The sequence below is a fragment of the Leptotrichia sp. oral taxon 215 str. W9775 genome (genome assembly GCF_000469505.1).
Lineage (GTDB): Bacteria > Fusobacteriota > Fusobacteriia > Fusobacteriales > Leptotrichiaceae > Leptotrichia_A.
The window spans coordinates 127,082-149,584 of record NZ_KI272860.1 but is presented as its reverse complement, the minus strand read 5'-3'; the positions used below and the strand labels follow the sequence as shown (position 1 = coordinate 149,584).

The 22,503-nt window shown below is 32.6% G+C and carries 22 protein-coding genes and 1 pseudogene; 22 read left to right on the top strand and 1 reads right to left on the bottom strand.

All coding sequences use genetic code 11. From position 1 onward, the window contains the following. The first annotated feature begins 234 nt into the window (after positions 1–234). The 10 genes from HMPREF1984_RS07630 to HMPREF1984_RS07585 all read left to right on the top strand — a co-directional run bounded on the left by HMPREF1984_RS07630 (position 235) and on the right by HMPREF1984_RS07585 (position 9,378). Positions 235–546 (top strand): hypothetical protein, encoded by a 312-nt coding sequence (locus HMPREF1984_RS07630; protein ID WP_021767380.1) that lies wholly within the window; start codon positions 235–237, stop codon positions 544–546. Further along, positions 546–2,510 carry a V-type ATP synthase subunit I gene (locus HMPREF1984_RS07625; protein WP_021767379.1) on the top strand — a complete coding sequence of 655 codons (1,965 nt, stop codon included), beginning with the start codon at positions 546–548 and terminating at the stop codon, positions 2,508–2,510. Before HMPREF1984_RS07630 ends, HMPREF1984_RS07625 begins: the two co-directional genes overlap by 1 nt. 67 nt (positions 2,511–2,577) lie before the next feature. Then, positions 2,578–3,060, top strand: a complete 483-nt coding sequence (locus HMPREF1984_RS07620; protein WP_021767378.1) for a V-type ATP synthase subunit K — start codon at positions 2,578–2,580, stop codon at positions 3,058–3,060. 71 nt (positions 3,061–3,131) lie between these two features. Next, entirely contained in the window at positions 3,132–3,686 is a 555-nt protein-coding gene (locus HMPREF1984_RS07615) for a V-type ATP synthase subunit E (protein ID WP_021767377.1), read from the top strand. A gap of 26 nt (positions 3,687–3,712) precedes the next feature. Continuing rightward, complete coding sequence (locus tag HMPREF1984_RS07610) at positions 3,713–4,714, top strand: V-type ATP synthase subunit C (protein WP_021767376.1); 1,002 nt, start codon at positions 3,713–3,715, stop codon at positions 4,712–4,714. Then, positions 4,707–5,015 carry a V-type ATP synthase subunit F gene (locus tag HMPREF1984_RS07605; protein WP_021767375.1) on the top strand — a complete coding sequence of 103 codons (309 nt, stop codon included), beginning with the start codon at positions 4,707–4,709 and terminating at the stop codon, positions 5,013–5,015. Before HMPREF1984_RS07610 ends, HMPREF1984_RS07605 begins: the two co-directional genes overlap by 8 nt. A gap of 54 nt (positions 5,016–5,069) precedes the next feature. Then, a complete protein-coding gene (locus HMPREF1984_RS07600; protein ID WP_021767374.1) occupies positions 5,070–6,842 on the top strand; it encodes a V-type ATP synthase subunit A in 1,773 nt (590 codons plus the stop codon). Further along, positions 6,835–8,214, top strand: a complete 1,380-nt coding sequence (locus HMPREF1984_RS07595; protein ID WP_021767373.1) for a V-type ATP synthase subunit B — start codon at positions 6,835–6,837, stop codon at positions 8,212–8,214. Before HMPREF1984_RS07600 ends, HMPREF1984_RS07595 begins: the two co-directional genes overlap by 8 nt. A gap of 2 nt (positions 8,215–8,216) precedes the next feature. After that, positions 8,217–8,861, top strand: coding sequence for a V-type ATP synthase subunit D (locus HMPREF1984_RS07590; protein ID WP_021767372.1), 645 nt, complete (start codon positions 8,217–8,219; stop codon positions 8,859–8,861). Positions 8,862–9,129: 268 nt separating this feature from the next. Continuing rightward, complete coding sequence (locus tag HMPREF1984_RS07585) at positions 9,130–9,378, top strand: DUF2442 domain-containing protein (RefSeq protein WP_021767371.1); 249 nt, start codon at positions 9,130–9,132, stop codon at positions 9,376–9,378. A gap of 93 nt (positions 9,379–9,471) precedes the next feature. Here HMPREF1984_RS07585 and HMPREF1984_RS07580 read toward each other — a convergent pair whose 3' ends face one another. After that, positions 9,472–9,705, bottom strand: coding sequence for a hypothetical protein (locus tag HMPREF1984_RS07580; RefSeq protein ID WP_036100178.1), 234 nt, complete (start codon positions 9,703–9,705; stop codon positions 9,472–9,474). 177 nt (positions 9,706–9,882) lie between these two features. On the opposite strand from HMPREF1984_RS07580, the gene HMPREF1984_RS11640 reads away from it, so the two are divergent. The 12 genes and pseudogenes from HMPREF1984_RS11640 to HMPREF1984_RS07530 all read left to right on the top strand — a co-directional run bounded on the left by HMPREF1984_RS11640 (position 9,883) and on the right by HMPREF1984_RS07530 (position 22,486). Further along, a complete protein-coding gene (locus tag HMPREF1984_RS11640) occupies positions 9,883–10,134 on the top strand; it encodes a hypothetical protein (RefSeq protein ID WP_021767369.1) in 252 nt (83 codons plus the stop codon). Then, entirely contained in the window at positions 10,127–10,534 is a 408-nt protein-coding gene (locus tag HMPREF1984_RS11200) for an ATP/GTP-binding protein (RefSeq protein WP_021767368.1), read from the top strand. The genes HMPREF1984_RS11640 and HMPREF1984_RS11200 overlap by 8 nt, the downstream gene beginning before the upstream one ends. A gap of 2 nt (positions 10,535–10,536) precedes the next feature. After that, positions 10,537–10,641 (top strand): annotated as a pseudogene (locus tag HMPREF1984_RS11385) (RloB domain-containing protein); the annotation flags it as partial. An 82-nt stretch (positions 10,642–10,723) separates the two neighbouring features. After that, positions 10,724–11,263, top strand: a complete 540-nt coding sequence (locus tag HMPREF1984_RS07570; RefSeq protein ID WP_021767367.1) for a flavin reductase family protein — start codon at positions 10,724–10,726, stop codon at positions 11,261–11,263. A gap of 125 nt (positions 11,264–11,388) precedes the next feature. After that, on the top strand, positions 11,389–12,204 hold the full coding sequence (locus HMPREF1984_RS07565; RefSeq protein WP_021767366.1) for a Cof-type HAD-IIB family hydrolase: 816 nt from the start codon (positions 11,389–11,391) through the stop codon (positions 12,202–12,204). Between the two features lie 221 nt (positions 12,205–12,425). Beyond that, positions 12,426–12,902: a CopY/TcrY family copper transport repressor gene (locus tag HMPREF1984_RS07560; RefSeq protein ID WP_021767365.1), complete on the top strand. Its 477-nt coding sequence runs from the start codon at positions 12,426–12,428 to the stop codon at positions 12,900–12,902. A 42-nt stretch (positions 12,903–12,944) separates the two neighbouring features. Next, positions 12,945–15,176, top strand: coding sequence for a cation-translocating P-type ATPase (locus HMPREF1984_RS07555; protein ID WP_021767364.1), 2,232 nt, complete (start codon positions 12,945–12,947; stop codon positions 15,174–15,176). Between the two features lie 111 nt (positions 15,177–15,287). Next, a complete protein-coding gene (locus HMPREF1984_RS07550) occupies positions 15,288–16,283 on the top strand; it encodes an ABC transporter substrate-binding protein (protein ID WP_021767363.1) in 996 nt (331 codons plus the stop codon). A gap of 665 nt (positions 16,284–16,948) precedes the next feature. Continuing rightward, positions 16,949–18,763, top strand: a complete 1,815-nt coding sequence (gene typA / locus HMPREF1984_RS07545; RefSeq protein WP_021767362.1) for a translational GTPase TypA — start codon at positions 16,949–16,951, stop codon at positions 18,761–18,763. A 75-nt stretch (positions 18,764–18,838) separates the two neighbouring features. Further along, a complete protein-coding gene (locus HMPREF1984_RS07540) occupies positions 18,839–19,282 on the top strand; it encodes a hypothetical protein (protein ID WP_036100175.1) in 444 nt (147 codons plus the stop codon). A 490-nt stretch (positions 19,283–19,772) separates the two neighbouring features. Continuing rightward, positions 19,773–20,717, top strand: coding sequence for a YafY family protein (locus HMPREF1984_RS07535; protein WP_021767360.1), 945 nt, complete (start codon positions 19,773–19,775; stop codon positions 20,715–20,717). 50 nt (positions 20,718–20,767) lie between these two features. Further along, positions 20,768–22,486, top strand: a complete 1,719-nt coding sequence (locus HMPREF1984_RS07530; RefSeq protein WP_021767359.1) for a nuclease-related domain-containing DEAD/DEAH box helicase — start codon at positions 20,768–20,770, stop codon at positions 22,484–22,486. Positions 22,487–22,503: the final 17 nt, after the last annotated feature.

Here is a 22,503-nt window from a genome sequence, read left to right as displayed (position 1 = left end):
GATATATAATTTTTAGGTTGATTTTTCATTTAAATAGCATTAAAATTATTGTCATAAGAAAAACTTATATTATATTAGAATAGCTAATATTACTGTTGACAAAAGCATAAAAAAATGGTAAGATTAAAAATGACTAATGAGTCAGAAAAAAAAAAGCTACGAAACTATGGCAATTTGTGAAAAATATGTTATAATTAGAGTAGAAAAAAATTTTGAGTCAAAGGAGGTATAGTCTTGGCAAATGAAGTTTTAAAGAAAATACAGGAAGCCGAAAAAGAGGCAGATGAAATTATTTCCAGTGCCCACGAGAGTGCTAAAAGGATACTCAAAGACATGGAACTGAAAATAAAAAGCAACAATGAAAAAGTAATTTCCGATGTCAATCAGGAATCGGAAAAGCTGAAAAACGAAGTAGTCAAAGATGCCGACAATGCTGTAAATATCCTTCTTAAAGAAGAGGAAGGCTATATTAACAACATACTGAATATTGATGAAGCTAAAATTGATGAAGTCGTGAAATTATTAACAGAGAGGATAGTGAGATAATGGCAATAGTTAAAATGAGCAAGTTTAATCTGATTGCTTTCGAATCTCAAAAATCTAAACTTTTAAAGAATCTTCAAAAATTTAGGGAAGTCAGCTTTATCGATATTGACTTAGAAGAAAATATGAATACCGATGAAGAAAAAATAGTAAAAAAAGTTGTAAATAATGAGGATTTGACACGAATTGACGAAAGACTCAATGGAGTGGAAAATGCAATATCCCTTGTTAGAAAATATCATGTGTCTAAAAAGGGATTAAAGGCAATGATGGCAGGAAATGACAACTATACTTTTGAAGAATTATCTGAAAAAATTGAAACGTATGACTGGAAGAAAACCTATCTTGATTTGAAAAAGCTGGGAGCAAAACTAAATCAGCTGAACAGTGAAATTTCAAAGAAATATACTGAGATAGAGCATATTTCCCTATGGAAAAAGCTGGATATAAATCCTGCAGATTTGAAAAAGCTTAAAAGAGTTACGGGATATCTTGGAACAGTTCCTGTGAAGATGAAAAGTACATTCATAGACAGAATAAGTGAACTGGATAAGACGTATTATGAAGAGCTTAATGAAACAAAGGAAGACATGTACTATCTTGTTATATCTGATAACAGCAATGAGGAAAAAGCTAAGCTTAATGATGTATTCAGAGCAGGAAGCTTTTCGGTTACAGATTTGAATATAGATGGAATTCCTTCTGACCATATGAGACGATTTAAAGAAGAAATTGAGGAATTGAGAAACGAAAAGAAACAGATAAAAGAGGAAATTAAGGAATATGATGGCGAATTAGGAGATTTGGAAGCAGTTTATGAATATTTGAAAAATAAGAAACTGAGAATAACTGAATCTGAAAAATTAGCTGAAACTAAAAATACTTGTATTATTAATGGATGGATTCCTTCAGACAAAAAAGATGAATTTGAAAATGCAGTTAAGGAAATAACAGGTGAAAACTATTATGTGACATTTGAGGAAGCGGAAAAAGATGATTCTGAAGTACCGATAAAACTTAAAAATAACAAAATAGTTACTGCTTTTGAAAGTCTGACAGAAATGTATGCTTATCCAAAATACAATGAAATAGATCCTACACCTCTGCTTACACCTTTCTACATAGTATTCTTTGGAATGATGGGAGCAGACGCAGGATATGGACTTACATTATTACTTGGAACTTTGTTTGTATTGAAATTTTTCAACTTGAATAAAAAATCGAAACTTTTAGTGCAATTTTTCTTTTATTTAAGTTTTTCAGTAATTATCTGGGGAGTTCTTTATGGTTCATACTTTGGATATGAAATTCCAGGATTATGGAGACTTGTTAACCCTGCAAATGAATTCCAGAAATTATTAATAGGTTCAATTGCATTTGGATTGATACATTTATTCTTTGGATTGGCAATAAAAGCTTATCTTCTATTTAAGGAAGGAAAACCATTAGATGCATTGTATGATGTAGGTTTCTGGTATATGGCACTTAGTGGAGGTATAGTTTATTTAACTTTCTCTCTTATGAATTTATCACCAGTTATTACAAGTGTATCCATGTGGATAATGATTGTAGGAATGGTAGGAATTGTTCTTACTGGAGGAAGAGAAGCTAAGAGTATCGGAGGAAAAATTGGAGGAGGACTTTATAGCCTTTATGGAATTTCAAGTTATGTAGGAGATTTGGTATCATATTCAAGACTTATGGCACTTGGACTATCAGGAGGATTTATTGCACAGGCAATGAACATGATAGCCGCAATGCTGGGTGGAAGCTGGATAGGATTCTTATTTATACCTATAATACTTGTTGTAGGACATTTATTCAATCTTTTCCTTTCATTCCTTGGAGCTTATGTTCATACTTCAAGATTGATATATGTTGAGTTCTTTGGGAAATTTTATGAAGGTGGAGGAAAACCTTTTAAAGATTTTAGAACTGAAAGTAAATATATCAATTTAGATGATTAAGAAATTTAGGAAACTATTTATTGAAAATTAAATAAAAAAATAAAAAATAAAAATTTAGGAGGAAAACATGAACTTATCAACATTATTTGGAGAACAAAGTGGACTTATTTTTGCAGCTTTAGGAGCAGCAGTGGCAGTATTTTTATCAGGTATAGGATCAGCAAAAGGAGTTGGAATGGTCGGAGAAGTTGCAGCAGGTCTTATGGCTGAAGAACCTGAAAAATTTGGTAAATCATTAGTATTACAATTATTGCCAGGAACACAAGGGTTATATGGATTCGTTATTGGACTTATGGTATTAGGTAGATTAAATCCGCAAATGAGTATTGCAGAAGGAATTTACATATTTATAGCTTGTCTTCCAATAGCAATAGCAGGATATGGATCAGCAATATTCCAAGGAAGAGTTGCAGCTTCAGGTATCAGCTTACTGGCTAAAAATGAAGAACAGTCTACAAAAGGTATAGTTTATGCGGTAATGGTTGAAACTTACGCATTGTTAGCATTTGTTGTATCAATTATGCTTTTATCAGGAGTATCTTTCAAATAGAAGATATTCATCAATCATTTGAGGTGATATAAACTGAAAACAATAAGACGTAAAGTTAAGGATGTGAAATAATGTCTAGTTTGGATAACTTAACAGCAAAAATATTAAATGATGCTAAGGAAAAAGCTGCAGAGATTGTAAAAAATGCAGAAGCTCAGGCTGAAGAAAAATTTAATTCAAGCCTGAAAAAGATTGATTCCAGAAAGGAAGATATACTTGAAGCTGCAGCGAAGGAAAGAGAATTAATATCAGAGAGAATAAAAGCAAGTGCCGGACTTAAAGCAAGAAATGAAAAATTGAAGGCTAAACAGACGGTAATTGAAAGAGTTATAGGAAGATTAAAGGACAGGCTTGTTAATTTAAATGAAGAAGAATATATGAACTATTTGAAAAAAAATATAGATACAGCTTCATTTAATGAAAATAAAAAGCTGATTGTAAAAAAAGAATATATTGGTAGAGTCAAGAATGAATTTCCTGGAATACATGTAGCAGAAGATGAGTCTGTTTCTTCAGGGTTTATTATTGAAGAAAATGGAATACAGGAAAATTATACTTTTGAAGTAAAACTTGACTTTATGAGAGATGAATTGGAAGTTGAGATTTCAAAACTTCTCTTTTCATAATATCCATATAGTAAGGGAGAAAGTACATGAATAGAATGGATTACGGGCGAAGCGTCGTAACTGTCAGAGTGCTGGAAAAGAGACTTCTGACTAAAAACAGGCTTGAAAGAATGATTGAAGCCGGGTCTCCCGACGATGTACTGAAACAGCTGGGAGAAACGGAATACTCTCACAATATGGCTGATATAAAAGATAGCAGAAGTTATGAAAAAATATTGAGAAGAGAAACTGAAAGAGTGTTCTCCCTCGTTAGGGAAATGAGCAACGACAGTGAAATCGTAGATATTCTTTCAATTAAATATGATTATCATAATTTAAAAGTATTATTGAAAAGTAAGCTTTCAGGAAAGGATTTTACAGATCTACTAATGGATGCCGGTACTGTAAAGGCTTCTAAACTGAAACAGAAATTTGAAATACAGAATTATGAAGATCTGCCTGAAGAATTTATTGAGGCAATTGATGAAGTGGAAAAGGATTTTGCTGAAAATAATGATCCTCAGAAAATTGATCTGATAGTGGATAAATATTATTATAAACATCTATCAAAAATTGCGTCTAAAATAGATGTGGAAATAATGAGGGATTATGTTTCAGGACTTATTGACTTTCAAAATATAATCACTTTATTAAGAGTTAAAAAGCAGAATAGGGATTTGAAATTCCTTGAAGGTGTAATACATGAAGGAGGAAACATACCAAAGGATAAAATAGTAGTTTCTTTGAATGATACTCCTGAAATGATAGCCAATAAATTCAGAAAAGAAAAGATAGGAACATATCTGACAGCAGGAATAGAAGCATTTGAAAATACAGGAAGACTGTCTGAGCTTGAAAAGATTTCAGATAACTACCTGATGGCGCTAAACAGGGAATCTAAATATGTTGTGTTTGGACCAGAACCTTTATTTACTTATCTTGTGGCAAAAGAAAGAGAAATAAATGCCATAAGAATGATAATGGTTGGGAAAATCAACAGCCTAGACTCTGACAGAATTAAAGAAAGGTTGCGTGATACTTATGCATAAGATAGGAGTAGTCGGAGATAAGGATTCAATTTTAGCTTTTAAGGCATTGGGAGTGGATGTCTATCCTGTTGTAAGTAAAGAAGAAGCAAGAAAAACTATAGATACCCTGGCAAATGAAAATTATGGAATCATATTTGTAACTGAACAAGTTGCCGCCCTTGTGGAGGAAACAGTGGAAAGATATAACAGGGAGCTTTTACCTGCTATTATTCTAATACCGAATAACCAGGGAAGTTCAGGAATAGGAATTCAGAAAATAAATGATTACGTAGAAAAAGCCATAGGTTCAAATATATTTTAAAGAAAAATAGCAAAATAATACTTCGAAAACTTTGAAGAAAGAAGGAGATGTTCATTGAAAGTAGGAAAAATTATAAAAGTATCGGGACCTCTTGTCGTAGCAGAAGGAATGGATGAAGCAAATGTATATGACGTTGTACAGGTTTCCGATAATAAATTAATAGGGGAAATAATAGAAATGAGAGGTGACAGGGCTTCTATACAGGTTTATGAAGAAACAGTAGGAATTGGACCAGGAGAGCCGGTTTATTCTACAGGTGAACCTCTAAGTGTTGAATTAGGACCAGGACTTCTTGAAGCAATGTTTGATGGTATACAGAGACCGTTAAAGGAATTTCAGGAAGTTGCAGGAGATTATTTGAATAAAGGGGTAGCAGTACCTTCTTTAAATAGAGAAAAAAAATGGGATTTTGAACCTGTTGTAAGTGCAGGGGAAAAAGTTGAAGCTGGAGATATAATAGGAACAGTTCAGGAAACTTCAGTTATAAGCCATAAAATCATGATTCCTTTAGGAGTTGAAGGAACACTGAAATCAATAGAAAAAGGAAGCTTTACTGTTACAGATACAGTTGCTGTGGTGGAAACTGCAAACGGTGATGTAAATATACAGCTTATGCAGAAATGGCCTGTACGTAGAGGAAGAAAATATAAACAGAAATTGAATCCTGAAGCTCCACTAGTAACAGGACAAAGAGTAATTGATACATTCTTCCCTGTAACTAAAGGTGGAACTGCCTGTGTTCCAGGACCGTTTGGATCTGGAAAAACTGTCGTTCAGCACCAATTGGCAAAATGGGCAGATGCACAGATAATAGTATACGTAGGTTGTGGAGAACGTGGAAACGAAATGACAGACGTTCTTATGGAATTCCCGGAAATAATAGATCCAAATACAGGACAATCTCTGATGAAAAGAACTGTACTTATAGCAAATACTTCAAATATGCCGGTTGCAGCGAGGGAAGCAAGTATATATACAGGAATAACAATTGCAGAATACTTTAGAGATATGGGATATTCAGTGGCAATAATGGCAGATTCCACATCAAGATGGGCAGAAGCACTTCGTGAAATGTCAGGACGTCTGGAAGAAATGCCAGGAGATGAAGGATATCCGGCTTACCTTGGATCAAGAGCTGCTGACTTCTATGAAAGATCAGGAAAGGTAATCTGTCTTGGAAAAGATGGAAGAGAAGGAGCATTGACAGTAATCGGAGCAGTATCACCTCCAGGAGGGGATATTTCTGAACCAGTATCACAGGCTACTCTTAGAATAGTTAAGGTATTCTGGGGACTTGACGCAAACCTTGCATACAGAAGACACTTCCCGGCTATTAACTGGCTGAATTCATATTCATTGTATCAGACAAAGGTAGATAGCTGGATGGATGTAAATGTAGGACCTGAATTCTCTCAAAATAGAAAAAGAGCCATGGCTCTGTTACAGGAAGAATCAAGCCTACAGGAAATTGTAAGACTGGTAGGAAGAGATACACTTTCAGAAAAAGATCAGCTTAAACTGGAAGTTGCAAAGTCAATAAGGGAAGATTATCTGCAACAGAACGCCTTCATGGAATCAGATACATATACTTCACTTACAAAGCAGGATAAAATGCTTCAGCTAGTCCTTAAATTCTATGATGAAGCAAATAGAGGACTTGAGTCAGGTGCATATTTGAAAGAAATTTCTGAAATGCCTGTAAGGGAAAAAATTGCAAGGGCAAAATATATGCCTGAAAGTGATTTGGATAAAATGAATGATATTTTAAATGAAATCGAAAATGAAGTAGATAACCTTATAAACAAAGGAGGTTCATTAGATGCTTAAGGAATACAGAACAGTCAGTGAAATAGTAGGTCCTTTGATGGTTGTTGAAGGTGTTGAAGGTGTAAAATACGAAGAACTTGTAGAAATAGAAATTCAGACAGGAGAACTTAGACGTGGAAGGGTTCTGGAAGTTAACGGAGACAAAGCGATGGTTCAGCTGTTTGAAAGTTCTGCAGGAATAAACTTGAAAAATTCAAAAGTAAGATTTTTAGGAAAACCTTTATCATTAGGGGTTTCTGAAGATATGATAGGAAGAATATTTGATGGATTGGGAAGACCAAAAGATAACGGTCCAAAAATAATACCTGAACAAAGTTTGGATATAAACGGAGTGGCAATAAACCCAGTTGCAAGGGATTACCCTTCAGAATTTATTCAAACTGGAGTATCAGCAATTGATGGACTTAATACACTTGTAAGAGGACAAAAACTGCCTATATTCTCAGGATCAGGACTTCCTCACGCTGAACTTGCGGCTCAGATAGCAAGACAGGCAAGAGTATTAAACTCAGAATCAAAATTTGCGGTTGTATTTGGAGCGATAGGGATAACATTTGAGGAAGCTCAATTCTTTATTGATGACTTTACAAAAACAGGTGCGATTGACAGGGCAGTATTATTTATGAACCTTGCCAATGACCCTGCGATAGAAAGAATAGCTACACCGAGAATGGCTCTTACATGTGCTGAATACTTGGCATTTGAAAAGGGAATGCACGTACTTGTTATACTGACAGACTTAACTAACTACTGTGAGGCTCTTCGTGAAGTATCAGCAGCGAGAAAAGAAGTTCCTGGAAGACGTGGATACCCAGGATATCTGTATACTGACTTGTCTACAATTTATGAAAGAGCAGGAAAAATAAAAGGTAGGGAAGGATCTATAACTCAGATTCCTATACTTACAATGCCTGAAGATGACAAGACACACCCAATTCCTGACTTGACAGGATATATAACTGAAGGACAGATTATACTTTCAAGAGATTTATATAAACAGAACTTGATGCCTCCTATAGATGTATTGCCTTCACTTTCGAGATTGAAGGATAAAGGGATAGGAAAAGGTAAAACAAGGGAAGACCATGCGGATACAATGAACCAGCTGTTTGCGGCCTACGCTACAGGAAAAGAAGCAAAAGAACTTGCAGTAATATTGGGAGAATCTGCTTTATCTGATACAGACAAGGCTTTCGTTAAATTTACTACAGCTTTTGAAGATCAGTATGTGGCACAAGGATTTGAAAAGAACAGAAGTATTGAGGAAACATTGAAATTAGGATGGGAATTATTAAAAATATTGCCAAGAACAGAGTTGAAGAGAATTAGGGATGAATATTTGGAAAAATATTTACCTGCAGGAGATGAATAGTTATGGCAAAGTTGAATGTAAATCCTACCCGTATGGAGCTTTCAAGGCTTAAAATAAGACTTAAGACAGCAGTAAGAGGACATAAATTACTGAAGGATAAACAGGATGAATTAATGCGTCAGTTTATTGATATGATAAAGAAAAATAAAAAATTACGTGAAAAAGTCGAAGGAATGTTACAAAATTCCTTCAAGGATTTCCTTTTGTCAAGAGGAGTAATGTCTGATGAAATGCTTGAAAACGCCATTGCCTATCCTAAAGAAAAAATAGGAGTGGAAGTTAAAAAGAAAAATATAATGAGCGTTAATGTACCTCAAATGACTTTTGTCAAGGAAAATGAGGGAAATCAGGGAATGATATATCCTTATGGGTATGCACAGACATCTGCGGATTTGGATGATGCAATTGATGGACTGAGCAGTGTTATGGATAATTTGCTGGAACTGGCTGAAGTGGAAAAAGCCTGTCAGCTTATGGCAGATGAAGTTGAGAAAACTAGACGTCGTGTAAATGCATTGGAATACATGACAATACCACAGCTTAAGGAAACAATAAGATTCATTCAGATGAAACTTGATGAAAATGAACGTGGAAGCATAACAAGACTTATGAAGGTTAAGGATATGATGTCCAAGAAGGAAGCATAAAAAATATATGAAAAGTCATGGAACAATCTTAAAGATCACAGTTTATAATATATTATAAATGCTATTTGTTTATATATTATAGGACTTTATCTTTAGGATGTTTCATGATTTTTTATTTTATAAATATTAAATAAGATATACTTAATAATTAAAAAAAAATAAGTTATAATAAAAATAGGAGGGGATATAATGCCAGTTATAGCGAAGTTTTATGGGATACTCAACAATTTTTTGAATTACCATCATTAGTATAAAGGAGGTATTTATTATGTTTTATAAAATAAAAAATGTTAATCTTTTATCTGAATACAATTTACTTATAGAATTTCAAAACAATGTAAAAAAAATATATGATGTAAAACCATTGATTGAGAAATATTCTTCTTTTAAGGATTTAATAAATATAAAGGGACTATTCAAGCAGGTTAAAATAGATAAAGGTGGGTATGGTATAAGTTGGAATGATAATATAGATTTATCATGTAATACTCTCTGGAATGAAGGAAGATTAATTTAAAATATTGAGATTTGCTATAAAAGTATGCTTTAATAAAAACAAGGCATACTTTTATTATAGAGTCTTTTTTATCTAAAATTATGTCTTATAAATTTATTCTTCGTTAAAATTTAATGGCTCTCCATTAATTGCTTTTATTTCTTTCAATTCTTCTGAAGAAAGATTTTCCAAAAAAATACAATATTCATTTGGATATCCACCAACAAACTCCATTTTGGGCATTTTAATTTGATTTGAATTTTTGATCCATAAACATAATTTGTTATTGCCCCAAAATCTTGTTAATGTTAAAATTTGACCTTTATATATAACATCTATATTTTTCAATATAATCACCTATAAATTTAAAGTTTAATGATTTATATTATATCATAAAAATCTTTTATCAAAAAGATGGAGTTGAAATTAAAAAGTATAAAATTTGAGCTTTTAACTCAAAAATATTGCTTTTTGACAAAAAAGATGTATAATAAAATAAATTGATTTTAGAAAGAAGAAAGAAGAATGTTATTACAATTTTATTTCTCAAATTACAGGTCATTTGAAGGTGAAGGAATTTTAGAAGAATATTTAGCTTCAAATACAAAAACAGGAGTAAAAAGAAATGAGGAATATACTTATATTTTTAGAAGAGAAAGAAATCAGAAACTTTATTTAGATTCTTCAATAGAAAAGTTCAGAGAGAATTTAGAGATTTCTTTAAAAGATAAAACACTTCTGGTTTCATTAGGTGCAAAATTAAATATCAATGAATGAAGAATCATCAGGAACTAAAAAGATGTTTTCACTATATCAAACTTTATTAGATGTTTTGGAAAAAGGAACAGTGTTTTTTGCAGATGAGTTGGATATTAAATTACATCCTTTACTTATGAGAAATATACTGTTGACATTTACAGATAAAGAAAAAAATCCTAATAATGCTCAGTTAATATTTACAACACATAATACAATCTATATGGATATGAATTTATTGCGTAGAGATGAAATATGGTTTGTTGAAAAAGATAATGGAGTATCAAATTTATATTCTTTAGATGATATTACAAATGAAAAAGGTAAAAAAGTAAGAAAAGATTCTAATTATGAAAAACATTATTTATTAGGAAACTATGGAGCTATTCCTAACTTAAAGAACTTATTAGGGAGGGAATAATATTGAAAAAAATTAATAAATTAACTCAAAAACGTAGTGAAAGAAAAAAAGTACTTTTAAAATCAGGTGCGTATTTAATTGTTACTGATGTAGAAAAAACTGAAAAGTAATAGATAAAAATACAAAAATAATGTAAAATTAAATGTGTCAAATAAAGTGATAATTATATAATTACATGAGGAGGAAAATATGAAAAGAAAAATTGATGTACTGGAAAATTCAGGTAAAATTATGAAGGCATTATCAAAGGGGATACTTCTTACAGTAAAGGGAGATGAAAAGGTAAATAGCATGGTTATAAGCTGGGGAGCTTTGGCAATAGAATGGAATAAGCCAATTTTTGTAACTTATGTAAGGGAAAATAGATACACAAAACCAATTTTAGATAAAACAATGGAATTTACGGTAAATATTCCTTTAGAAAAAATGGATCCTAAAATATTTTCAGTGTGTGGAATGAAAAGTGGGAGAAATATTGATAAAGTAAAGGAAGCAGGAATGACATTGGTGGAGCCTGAAGCTGTTTCTGTACCGGCTATAAAGGAACTGCCAATTACATTGGAATGTAAGGTTCTGTATAAGAAAACGCAGGAACTGAAGGATTTACCTGAAGAAATAGTGAATAGAAACTATCCTCAGGATATAGACGGATTTGCAGTTGGTGCAAATAGGGATCCGCATACTGCATATTATGGGGAAATAGTGGCAGCTTATATAATTGAAGAGTAAAATGTGATATAATAAAAGAACTGAAAATAATTATAAATATTCATATGATAAATTTGAATCTGAAAATAGTACAATAGAAAAGAATATGAATTTATAGTATAAATAAAAATTATGGAGGACAGTAAATGGTAAAATTACTTGCAATTGATATGGATGGAACACTTTTAAGTGATAAAAAACATATTGCAGAAGAACAGAAAAGGGCAATTAAGGAAGCGATAAATGCTGGAGTTCATGTTGTTCTATGTACAGGGAGAACTCTGAAAGGTGTTATTCCTTTATATGAAGAACTGGCACTGGAAGATAGAAAAGGATATGCAATTGTAAATAATGGTTGTGCTATCCATAATACAGAAGACTGGAGCATTGTAGATTGTGAAATGCTGCCAAAGGAAGAACTGGAATATTTGTACAGTTTCTCAGAGGAATTTGAAGAAGTAAACTTTACGTTATTTGATGATGATAACTATTTGTGTATAGGAAAACCAAATAAATACACAGAAATGGATGGAGCATTTGTATTTACCAAAGTAAAAGAAGTTTCAATGGAAGAAATTTTAAATGGAGAATACAAAATCTATAAGACAATGTATGTGGGTGAACCTTCAAAAATAGATGAAATTCAGGAAAAATACGGTGAAAAGTTATGCGAGAAGTATAACGGAATAAGAAGTCAGGTGAGCATATACGAAACAATGCCTTACAATGCTGATAAAAGTTCTGCATTAAAGAGACTGGCAGAAAGGCTGGGAATTGACAGGGAAGAAGTAATGGCAATTGGTGATGGAAATAATGACGTGGAAATGCTCAAATATGCAGGAGTAAGTGTGGCTATGGGAAATTCCACTGAAGATGCATTAAAGGCTGCAAAGTTTGTTACAGATACTAATGAAAATGACGGAGTGGCAAAAGCTATTGATAAATATATACTTGGAAAATAAATTTAATAAGTATTTCTATAATTTATTTGATAGAAATACTGAAAATACTGGAATATTGTTAAAAATTGTCAGAAATGGCAATTTTTTTTTGGAATATACTTGACAAAAATCGATTACTGTTGTAAACTATTTGTATAAATTACAATTGTAAACGATTTATAAAAGGGAATTTTTAAAATTTAGTATGCTAATAAGATAGAAAAATCAGAATAGGAGGGAATATGGAGGAAAACAGTAACTGTCACATAACAGGGGCAGAATGGGAAATAATGAGAGTTGTATGGGCTAATGAGGAAGTCACGAGTAAATTTGTTTCTGAAGTTTTGGGAGAAAAGATGAACTGGAAGCATGCAACTGTGAAAACATTGCTAAATAGGCTTTTAGAAAAAGAAGTTCTCAAAAAAAGGGAGAAAGGAAACAAATATATTTATTATACAGAGTATAAAGAGCAGGAAATTGCAAAACAGTATGTTATGGAAACCTTTAACAGAATATGCAGGACAAAGGTTGGAAATATGATAACGGAACTTATAGAAAATAATGTACTCAGTTTTAAGGATCTTGAAAATATAAGCAAGGCAGTAGAAGAAAAAAGGAAGACAGCTGTGGAAAAAATTCCATGTGACTGTCTGCCGGGACAATGCAACTGTCCGGAGCATCAGCATGAAAAGAAAAAGGGAAAATGCTGTTCAGAATAATAAATATCATAAATTAAGAAGACAAATAATGGAGGCGGAAAAATGAAAAACAGTACTTTTAATGTAACAGGGATGAGCTGTGCGGCCTGTGCCAGAACGGTGGAAAATGCCCTCAATAAAAATGAGGATATAAAGGCAAGTGTAAATATTGCAACTGAAAAAGTTAACATTGAATATGATGAAAATAAATATGATTTTGAAAAAATAAAGAAAATAGTTGAAAATTCAGGATATGGATTAGTTGAAACATTAAGTGAAGAGGAAAAAATGCAGATGTATGAAGATAAAATAAAAAGTCTTAAGAATAAACTGATTCTGGCTGCTGTATTTGCCATTCCATTAATATATATTTCAATGGGACATATGATGGGGATACATTTACCTGATATTATAAATCCTAAGAAAAATGCCGTTATTTACTCAATAGTACAGTTGTTACTGACAATACCTGTTGTTTATGCAGGAAGGGATTTCTTTATTCATGGATTTAAAAATCTTGCAAGAAAATCTCCGACTATGGATTCTCTGATTGCAATGGGAGCTTCAGCGGCAATTATTTACAGCTTATATGCCACATATATGACAATAACTGTAGATCCTGAATATCATATGAATTTGTATTTTGAGTCTGCAGGAACTATTATAACATTGATTCTGCTTGGAAAACTTCTGGAGGCAAGAACAAAAGGTCAGACTTCCTCAGCAATAAAAAAACTGATAGGGTTACAGCCAAAAAAGGCTAAAATCATTGAAAATGGGGTAGAAAAGGAAGTTCTTATAGAAAATATAAAAGTGGGAGATATAATTGTAGTAAAACCTGGTGAAAAAATAGCTGTAGATGGTAAAATTGTCAGTGGAAATACTTCAGTAGATGAGGCAATGATTACGGGAGAAAGCATTCCTGTAAGTAAAAATCCTGGTGACAAAGTTATTGGTGGAAGTATAAATAAAAATGGAAGTATACAGTTTGAAGCTACAGAAATAGGGAAGGATACTGTACTTTCACAAATAATAAAATTAGTGGAGGAAGCACAAGGATCAAAAGCTCCAATTTCAAGAATGGCAGATATTGTGGCGGGATATTTTGTACCAATTGTTATAGGAATTGCAACCGTTACTGGAATAATATGGTTTATGAGCGGTTCAGGACTGACAGCGGCACTTACTTTCTTCATATCTGTTCTTGTAATAGCGTGTCCATGTGCATTAGGGCTTGCAACTCCTACCTCAATAATGGTAGGAACAGGAAAAGGTGCTGAAAACGGAATACTTATAAAAAGTGGGGAAGCTCTTGAAACTGCCCATAAAATAAAAACAGTTGTGCTGGATAAGACGGGGACAATAACAAAAGGAAAGCCTGTACTTACAGATTTGAAGGTGTATAATAATTTTGACGGAAATGAGATTTTACAATTGGCTGCAAGTGCTGAAAATAATTCGGAACATCCTTTAGCTGAAGCAATTGTAAATGGTGCAAAAGAAAGAAATGTTGAATTTAAGCAATATGACAAATTCAGGGCAATGCCTGGATATGGAATAAGAGCAACGATTGATGATAAGGAAATTCAGATAGGAAACCGTAAACTGATGGCTTCAAGAAAAATCAGTACAGAAGCTGCTGAAAAAGATTATGAAATATTGTCAAATGAGGGAAAAACTCCTATGTTCATATCTGTGAATAATGAACTTGCAGGATTGATAGCTGTGGCAGATGTAGTAAAGGAAACAAGTAAGGGAGCAATTGAAAGAATGCACAAGCTTGGTCTGAAGGTAATAATGCTGACAGGAGATAATGAAAAGACTGCAAAATATATTGCAAAGGAAGTAGGAATAGACAGTGTAATAGCTGAAATACTTCCATTCCAGAAATCTGAAGAAGTGAAAAAACTTCAGGAAGCAGGAGAATTTGTGGCAATGGTAGGTGACGGAATAAATGATTCGCCGGCACTGGCACAGGCAAATGTGGGAATTGCAATAGGAAGTGGAACAGATGTGGCGATAGAATCTGCAGACATAGTACTTATAAGAAACGATCTTAATGATGTGGCAGGGGCAATAGCATTAAGTAAGGCAACAATTACCAACATTAAAGAAAATTTATTCTGGGCATTTTTCTATAATGTAATCGGTATACCTTTTGCAGCTGGAATATTTTACGCATTTTTCAATGGACCTAAACTTGATCCGATGATTGCCGCATTTGCAATGTCACTGAGTTCAGTATCGGTGCTTATGAATGCGTTAAGATTGAAATTTTTTAAAGTGAAGGATTAGGAAAGTGGTACATAAAAGCTTTTATTTTTTAAAAAATTGTGGTAAAATTGAAAAATGAAAATTTATAAAAGAAAATTTTCAAATTCATTATTATTTTAGGAGGAAATTCAGATGAAAAAAATTATGAGAGGTGTACTGTTATTCGGTATGTTAGGAGGCATGTTACTGTCATGCGGAAGTAAAAAAGAAGAGAATAATTCTCAAAATCAGGCTCAGACAAAGAGCGAAGAGAAGGTTTTTAAAATTGGAATAGGGCAGATTGTGGACCATCCGGCTTTAAATGATGCAAGACAGGGATTCAAGGATGCTTTAAATAAAGCAGGAGTGAAGGCGGAATTTGAAGAAACAGTGGCAAATGGTGAAATGGCAACTCAGACATTGCAAATGCAGCAATTTTTGAAAAGTAAGAAAGATTTAGTTTACGCTATTACAACACCAACATCACAGGCGGCAAAAAGTCAAATTACAGATATACCTGTAGTTATTGCTGCAGTTACTGATCCGCAAGGTGCAGGACTTGTAGGAGTTCCAAATATTACAGGAACAAGTGGAGCTGCTCCAACAAAAGAAAATCTTGAGATGATGAGAAAAGTATTTCCGGATGCAAAGAAAATTGGGATAATTTATAATTCATCTGAACAAAACTCGGTATCAGAAGTAAAAACTTTAAATGAACTGGCTAAAAATTATGGTTTTGAAGTTGTGGAAAAGGCCGTAACTAATGGGACAGAACTAGTATCAGCTGCAAATATTCTTGTAAAGGATATAGATTTGTATTATGCTATACAGGACAACACAGTGTCTTCATATTTTCCAACATTGCTTGAAATAACTGATAAACATAAAATACCTGTATTTGCTACAAACAATGTTTATACAAACCGTGGAGGACTTATTTCTCAAGGGGCAACTGACTATGAAATAGGTTACAGGGCAGGAGAAATAGCTGTAGAAATTTTAAAGAATGGTAAAAAGCCGAGCGAAATTCCTATAGAAACAATAAAAAATTTGAAGATTGAAATAAATAGAAAAAATATGGAAATGCTTGGGATAAAAATACCTGAGGATGTATTGAAGCAGGCAATCTATACAGAAGATAAAAAATAGAAAACTGTGAAAAAAGGTAAAAAACTATATTTGTTCGGTTATTAAAATTTCACTGATATAGATAGCAATCTATAAAGAAATATTTGTTTTAAAAATGAAAAAATATAAAAAATATGAATAAAATGGATAAAAACTATATTTACTCGTTTATTAAAATTTCACTGATATAAAACAGTCATTCATTAAGAAAAAGTCAAAAAAAGTTGACTTTTTCTAAATTCATTTCCTGCTTTATATTGTGAAATTTCAAATAACTCGAAAAATATAGTTTTTTAGTTTTCAAATTTTCTTTTTGAGACAAGAAATTTCAAAAATATATTTCAATCTTATATTGTGAAATTTTAAATAACTTGAAAATATAGTTCTGTACTGTACCTCCAATCTTTTGTCCAAGATTTTGGGTATAGTACACTGAGTGAGATTACTATATACGAAAAAAGTTAAAGAAAAATGAGAAAATAAATGGGAAGTAGGAAAAAAAATTTTATTTTGAGAAAAAAACGTGATATAATAAGTAATAAAAATTGGAATTAAGGAGGAAGTATAGAAAAATAAAAGAAATTGTTTCAAAGTGAATTTTTTCAGATAAAAGTAATTTTTAAATTAGGTGATATTTAGAAATATGAAATTTAAGCAGTTTCAAAATATTTTATATATGTAAGAAAATGAGTAATAAAATAAAAAATATAGCAATTATAGCCCATGTCGATCATGGGAAAACAACTCTGGTGGATGCCCTGCTGAAACAGTCGGGAACATTTGCCGCACATGAAAAAGTGGAAGAAAGAATTATGGATAGTGATGATCTGGAAAGGGAAAGAGGAATAACTATCTTTTCAAAAAATGCATCCCTGCATTATGAAGGTTACAAAATAAATGTAGTTGATACTCCGGGTCACGCGGATTTTGGTGGGGAAGTACAGAGAATACTGAAAATGGTGGATTCTGTATTATTGCTTGTAGATGCGTTTGAAGGAGTAATGCCTCAGACTAAATATGTACTGAAACAGGCATTGGAACATGGATTGAAGCCAATTGTAGTAATAAACAAGATAGATAGACCTAACTCTGATCCTGACGGTGTTGTCGATACTGTATTTGATTTGTTTGTAGACTTAGGGGCAAATGATATTCAGCTGGATTTCCCTGTGGTATATGCTTCAGCTAAAAACGGTTTTGCTAAAATCAATATTGAAGATGAAGACAAGGACATGAAACCTCTGTTTGATATGATTCTTAAACATGTGGAAGATCCTGAAGGAGATATAAATGAAACATTGCAGATGCTTGTAACTAATACTGAATATGATGAATATGTTGGAAAATTAGGAACAGGAAGAATCTATAATGGAAAGCTTACTAGAAATCAGGAAATTACCCTTATAAAAAGAAATGGAGACCTTGTAAATGGGAAAGTTTCCAGAATATACGGTTATGAAGGGCTGAAAAAAGTTGAAATGGAAGAAGCTTTTGCTGGAGATATTGTTACCATTGCCGGAATAGATAAAATCGATATAGGGGAAACAGTAACAGATAAGGAAAATCCAAAGGCGTTACCATTGATTGATATTGATGAACCTACTCTTGCAATGACATTTATGGTAAATGATTCACCATTTGCAGGAAAGGATGGAAAATACGTTACTTCGAGAAATCTTCTTGAAAGACTTACAAAGGAAGTAAATCATAACGTAAGTATGAGACTGGAAATGACGGATTCTCCGGATGCGTTTATTGTAAAGGGAAGAGGAGAACTTCAGTTATCAATATTACTTGAAAATATGAGAAGGGAAGGGTATGAAGTAGCAGTATCTAAGCCTGAAGTTATTTACAAGGAAGAAAATGGAATGAAAATGGAGCCGGTGGAACTTGCCATAATTGATGTTGCCGATGAGTTTGTAGGAGTTGTTATAGAAAAGCTTGGGCTTAGAAAAGGTGAAATGGTAAATATGGTTCAGGGAAGTGACGGATATACAAGACTTGAATTTAAAGTACCTTCAAGAGGTCTGATTGGATTCAGCAATGAATTCCTCACAGAAACTAGAGGTACAGGAATATTAAACCACTCATTCTTTGAGTATGAGCCATATAAGGGAGATGTTACAGGAAGAAGAAGAGGAGTGCTTATTGCAATGGAGGCAGGTATAAGTATCGGATATTCATTGAATAACCTTCAGCCGAGAGGAATCCTGTTTATCGAGCCTGGAGTGGAAGTATATGAAGGAATGATAGTAGGGGAACATTCAAGGGAAAATGATCTTGTGGTAAATGTATGTAAAGGTAAAAAACTTACAAATATGCGTGCTGCAGGAAGTGACGATGCACTTAAACTTGCACCGCCGAAGGTATTTACGCTGGAACTTGCACTGGAATATATAGAAGATGACGAACTTGTGGAAATTACGCCTAATAACATAAGATTAAGAAAGAAATATCTGAATGCTAATGAAAGAAAGAAATTTGAAAATTCAAAAAACTAACATGAATTATTTCTGGAGATTCATTGTTTCACATTATAAATAGTTCATGTTAAATAAATGAATGGAGTGAAATCTATGGAAGGTGAAAAATTAGAAGAGCTGGAAAGAGCATTGAGAAGCCAACTGTCTGAGGAGAAGCTGAAGTTTATTGATAAATATAGGCTGCAGCTTAACTCCAGAAGACGTTGGGTATGTAAAAAGAACCAGACTCCTGAACGTGTATATTTTTCCCATAAGTTTGCTATGGATAATGGCATACTGGAATTTCTGTTCAGGAAGTATCAGTTCTGTTTTGCAAAATTGAAGTATTTCAGAAAGAATCTGGATAAGTTTTCCTTCTGCAAATATCATCCTCAGAAGGGATTTTATGACACTGAATTATGGGATGCAGAGTTTTTCTGTCATAAACAGTCAGGAACAATGATTGATTTCAGGTATCTGCAGCAGATAAGACAGGTTGAAGTTTTTCAGGGATTTATAAAATGGCTGGAAGAACTTCCTGAAGTTGAGGAGAAGTGAGGAAACAGTTTAGTTGATAGGTTATCAATGGGACTGGGAAAAGAGCATTTCAAAAGATATAAAAAAATGATATTCACTTATTTTACAAAATTTTACTTATTTAAAATATTCATTCATTAAGAAAAAATCATAAACTCGCCTAAAGGCTCAGACAATGATTTTTTCTATAATTCATTTTTATTTTAAATTGTAAAATTTTTGAATAAATTCGTTAATATCATTTTTATTTTGAAATGTTCTTTTTTTATTGTGAAAAAGTTGAAAAAGGACATGTGGTGTCCTATCTGGTATGTATAATAGTAATATAAAAAAATAATTTTTAAAAAATATAAAAGATACAGATAAATAGGATATAAAAAGAGTTTTTTAAATAATTTAAAAAATATTTGAGAAAAAAATCTTTAAAACATTGATTTTTTGAAAATATCGTGTTATAAATTAGAGTATACTAAGAATTCTATTTGTCACATATAAGAAAAAGGAGCATATTATGGATGAGACTCAAATCGAAAAAAGAAAAAAGCAAGGTGTCAGATTACTATTATTAAGAGAAGATCTGGAAAAAGGAAAAAACATAAATAAAGAAGAAATAAAAGCAAAATTTGATATAGATGACAAGACATTTCAACGGGACATAGACTTTTTAAGGGCATTTTATACTGAAAATATAAATCCTGAAATAGAAATAAAATATGATAAGAAAAAGAAGGGATACATTTTAAAAAATAATAAAGACAGATTCAGAAATGAGGAAATACTTGCAATAAGTAAGATTCTTCTTGAAAGTCGTGCATTCTGCAAGGAGGAACTGAATGAACTTTTAAGGAAACTGTGCCTTCTTTCAGAAGAAGATGATATGAAACAGGTAGATGTAATGATAAAAAATGAAAAATTTAATTATGTTCCATTAAAGCACGGGAAAAAACTCCTTGATATAATGTGGGAGCTGGCAAAATATATAACAAAGCAGGAAATAATATCTATAAGTTATACGACAAAAGAAGGAAAATCAAAGGTTCATCGCATAAAACCGGTATCAATAATGTTTTCAGAGTACTATTTTTACATAGTGAGTTTTATGGCTGATAAATTTGTGGAGGACGGACCGACAATTTTTAGGATAGACAGGATAAAAAAATTGAAGGGAACAGGAGAAAGTTTTGAAGTGCCATATTTGGAAAGATTTGAAGATGGGGAATTTAGAAAAAGGGTGCAGTTTATGCTTTCAGGAAAATTGCGTACAGTGAAATTTGAATATACGGGAATACTGGAAGTGGTGCAGGACAGACTGCCAACAGCAGAAGTTGTGGAACAGAGTAAAATGGAAGATGGTACGGAAAAATATATAATAACAGCAGAGGTATATGGAAAAGGTATAGATATGTGGCTGAAAAGCCAGGGGGATAAGGTAAAGGTTATTGGAGAGAAGAAATAATTATAGAATATTGGGTTGAAATAAAAAATATACTATAAAAGGAGGTTGGAATGGCTAGAATAATTCCAAGTGAAGTTGATCCGAAAGAATTCCATGCAAGTTATGGAGAAAAGAAAATTTACGAGGCTCTTAAAGATTTACCAGATGAATATATTGTATTTTATTCATTGCATTGGAATAAAAGAAACAAGAAAAACTATATCGAGTGGGGAGAAAGTGACTTTACAGTGTTTCATCCAAAAAGGGGAATTATAGTTATAGAAGTAAAGTCGGGAGGGATTTTCCATCGTGACGGTATGTGGACACAGAAAAATACAATGTCAGGAAAAATAACTAAAATGAAGGATCCTATGGTTCAGGCTGAGAGAAGTAAGCATACGTTTATTGATATTCTGGAAAAGAGCAGAGGATTCAGGGAATACAGGGTAGAAACGGCAGTATGGTTTACAAGTGCTCAAAGCTTTGAAGAAATAGGAAATATGCCACCGATTTATAAGGAAGGAAATGTTCTTATTGCAAAGGATATTGAAAATATAAAAAAAGGGCTGGAAAGAGTTTTTGATTATTATAGATTTAAGATTAACAGCCTGTATGATAAAGCAGACATGGATAACGTAATAAGAAAGCTTTCTCCTGAATTTAGCGTAGTTCCTACTATTTCAAATATAATTGAAGAGGAAGAATATTACTTTAATAGAATGACGGAAGAACAGAACAGGCTTATAGAATATCTTGATGAACAGAAGGTGGCGGCTGTTCAGGGTGGAGCAGGTACCGGAAAAACAATGCTTGGAATAGAAAAAGCCAGAAGGATCCATGAAAATGAAGAAACAAAGGATGACAAGGTATTGTTCCTGTGCTTTAACGAGTTTCTTCATAACTTCCTGAAAAATAGATACAGGGAAGAGCTGCCTAATGTTTCATTTTACAGTATAGATAAATTAGTGAAGAATCATTTTAAAGTTAAGGGAGAATATGCTTCTGCTGAGGAAATACTGGAGTTTCTGAATAATTATAGTGAATATGGCTGGGATTATAAGCATATAATAATTGATGAGGGACAGGATTTCAGTTCTGAACAGATTGAAGCGCTGTATACTATTGCGGAACTGGAAGAAGGATGTTTCTATCTATTTTATGATAAGAACCAGCTTGTATATAAATTAAAAGAATTTAGAAGTATAGACAGGATAGATTGCAGATTAGTTTTGACAGCGAACTGCAGAAATACGAGAAGTATAGCATCATCATCAAATAAGATACTTGGAATAGAAAAATTGAAACTGAAGGATAATGTAATAGGAGAAAAGCCTGCTTTCATAGTAGTCAAAGAAAAGGAAGAACTGCTTGGAAGAATTGAGAGTGAAATAAATAAATACACAGATGAAAATATAGGACAGAAAAGAATAGTGCTGCTGACAGTAAAGACAGAGAAAAAGTCCAGCCTTAAAGATGTTGACAGAATTGGAAAATACAAGATAAAGAAATCGCTGGGAGAAAAGGGAATATTGTTTACAACAGCCAGAAAATATAAAGGTCTGGAAGCAGATGTGGTAATAATAATAGATATTGATAAAAATACATTTAAGGATGATACAGAAAAAAGGGTGCTTTATGTGGGAGCATCAAGGGCAAAGCATTTTCTGAGCTACATTGCGGTAATGAATGAGGAAGAAAAACTTGATATATGTGAATTTCTCACAGGGAAAAGAAACAGAAAAGCAGATGAACTGATTGGAGAAAAACTGGAAGTGAGAGTGGGGGAATAAGGGTTATAAAATGATTA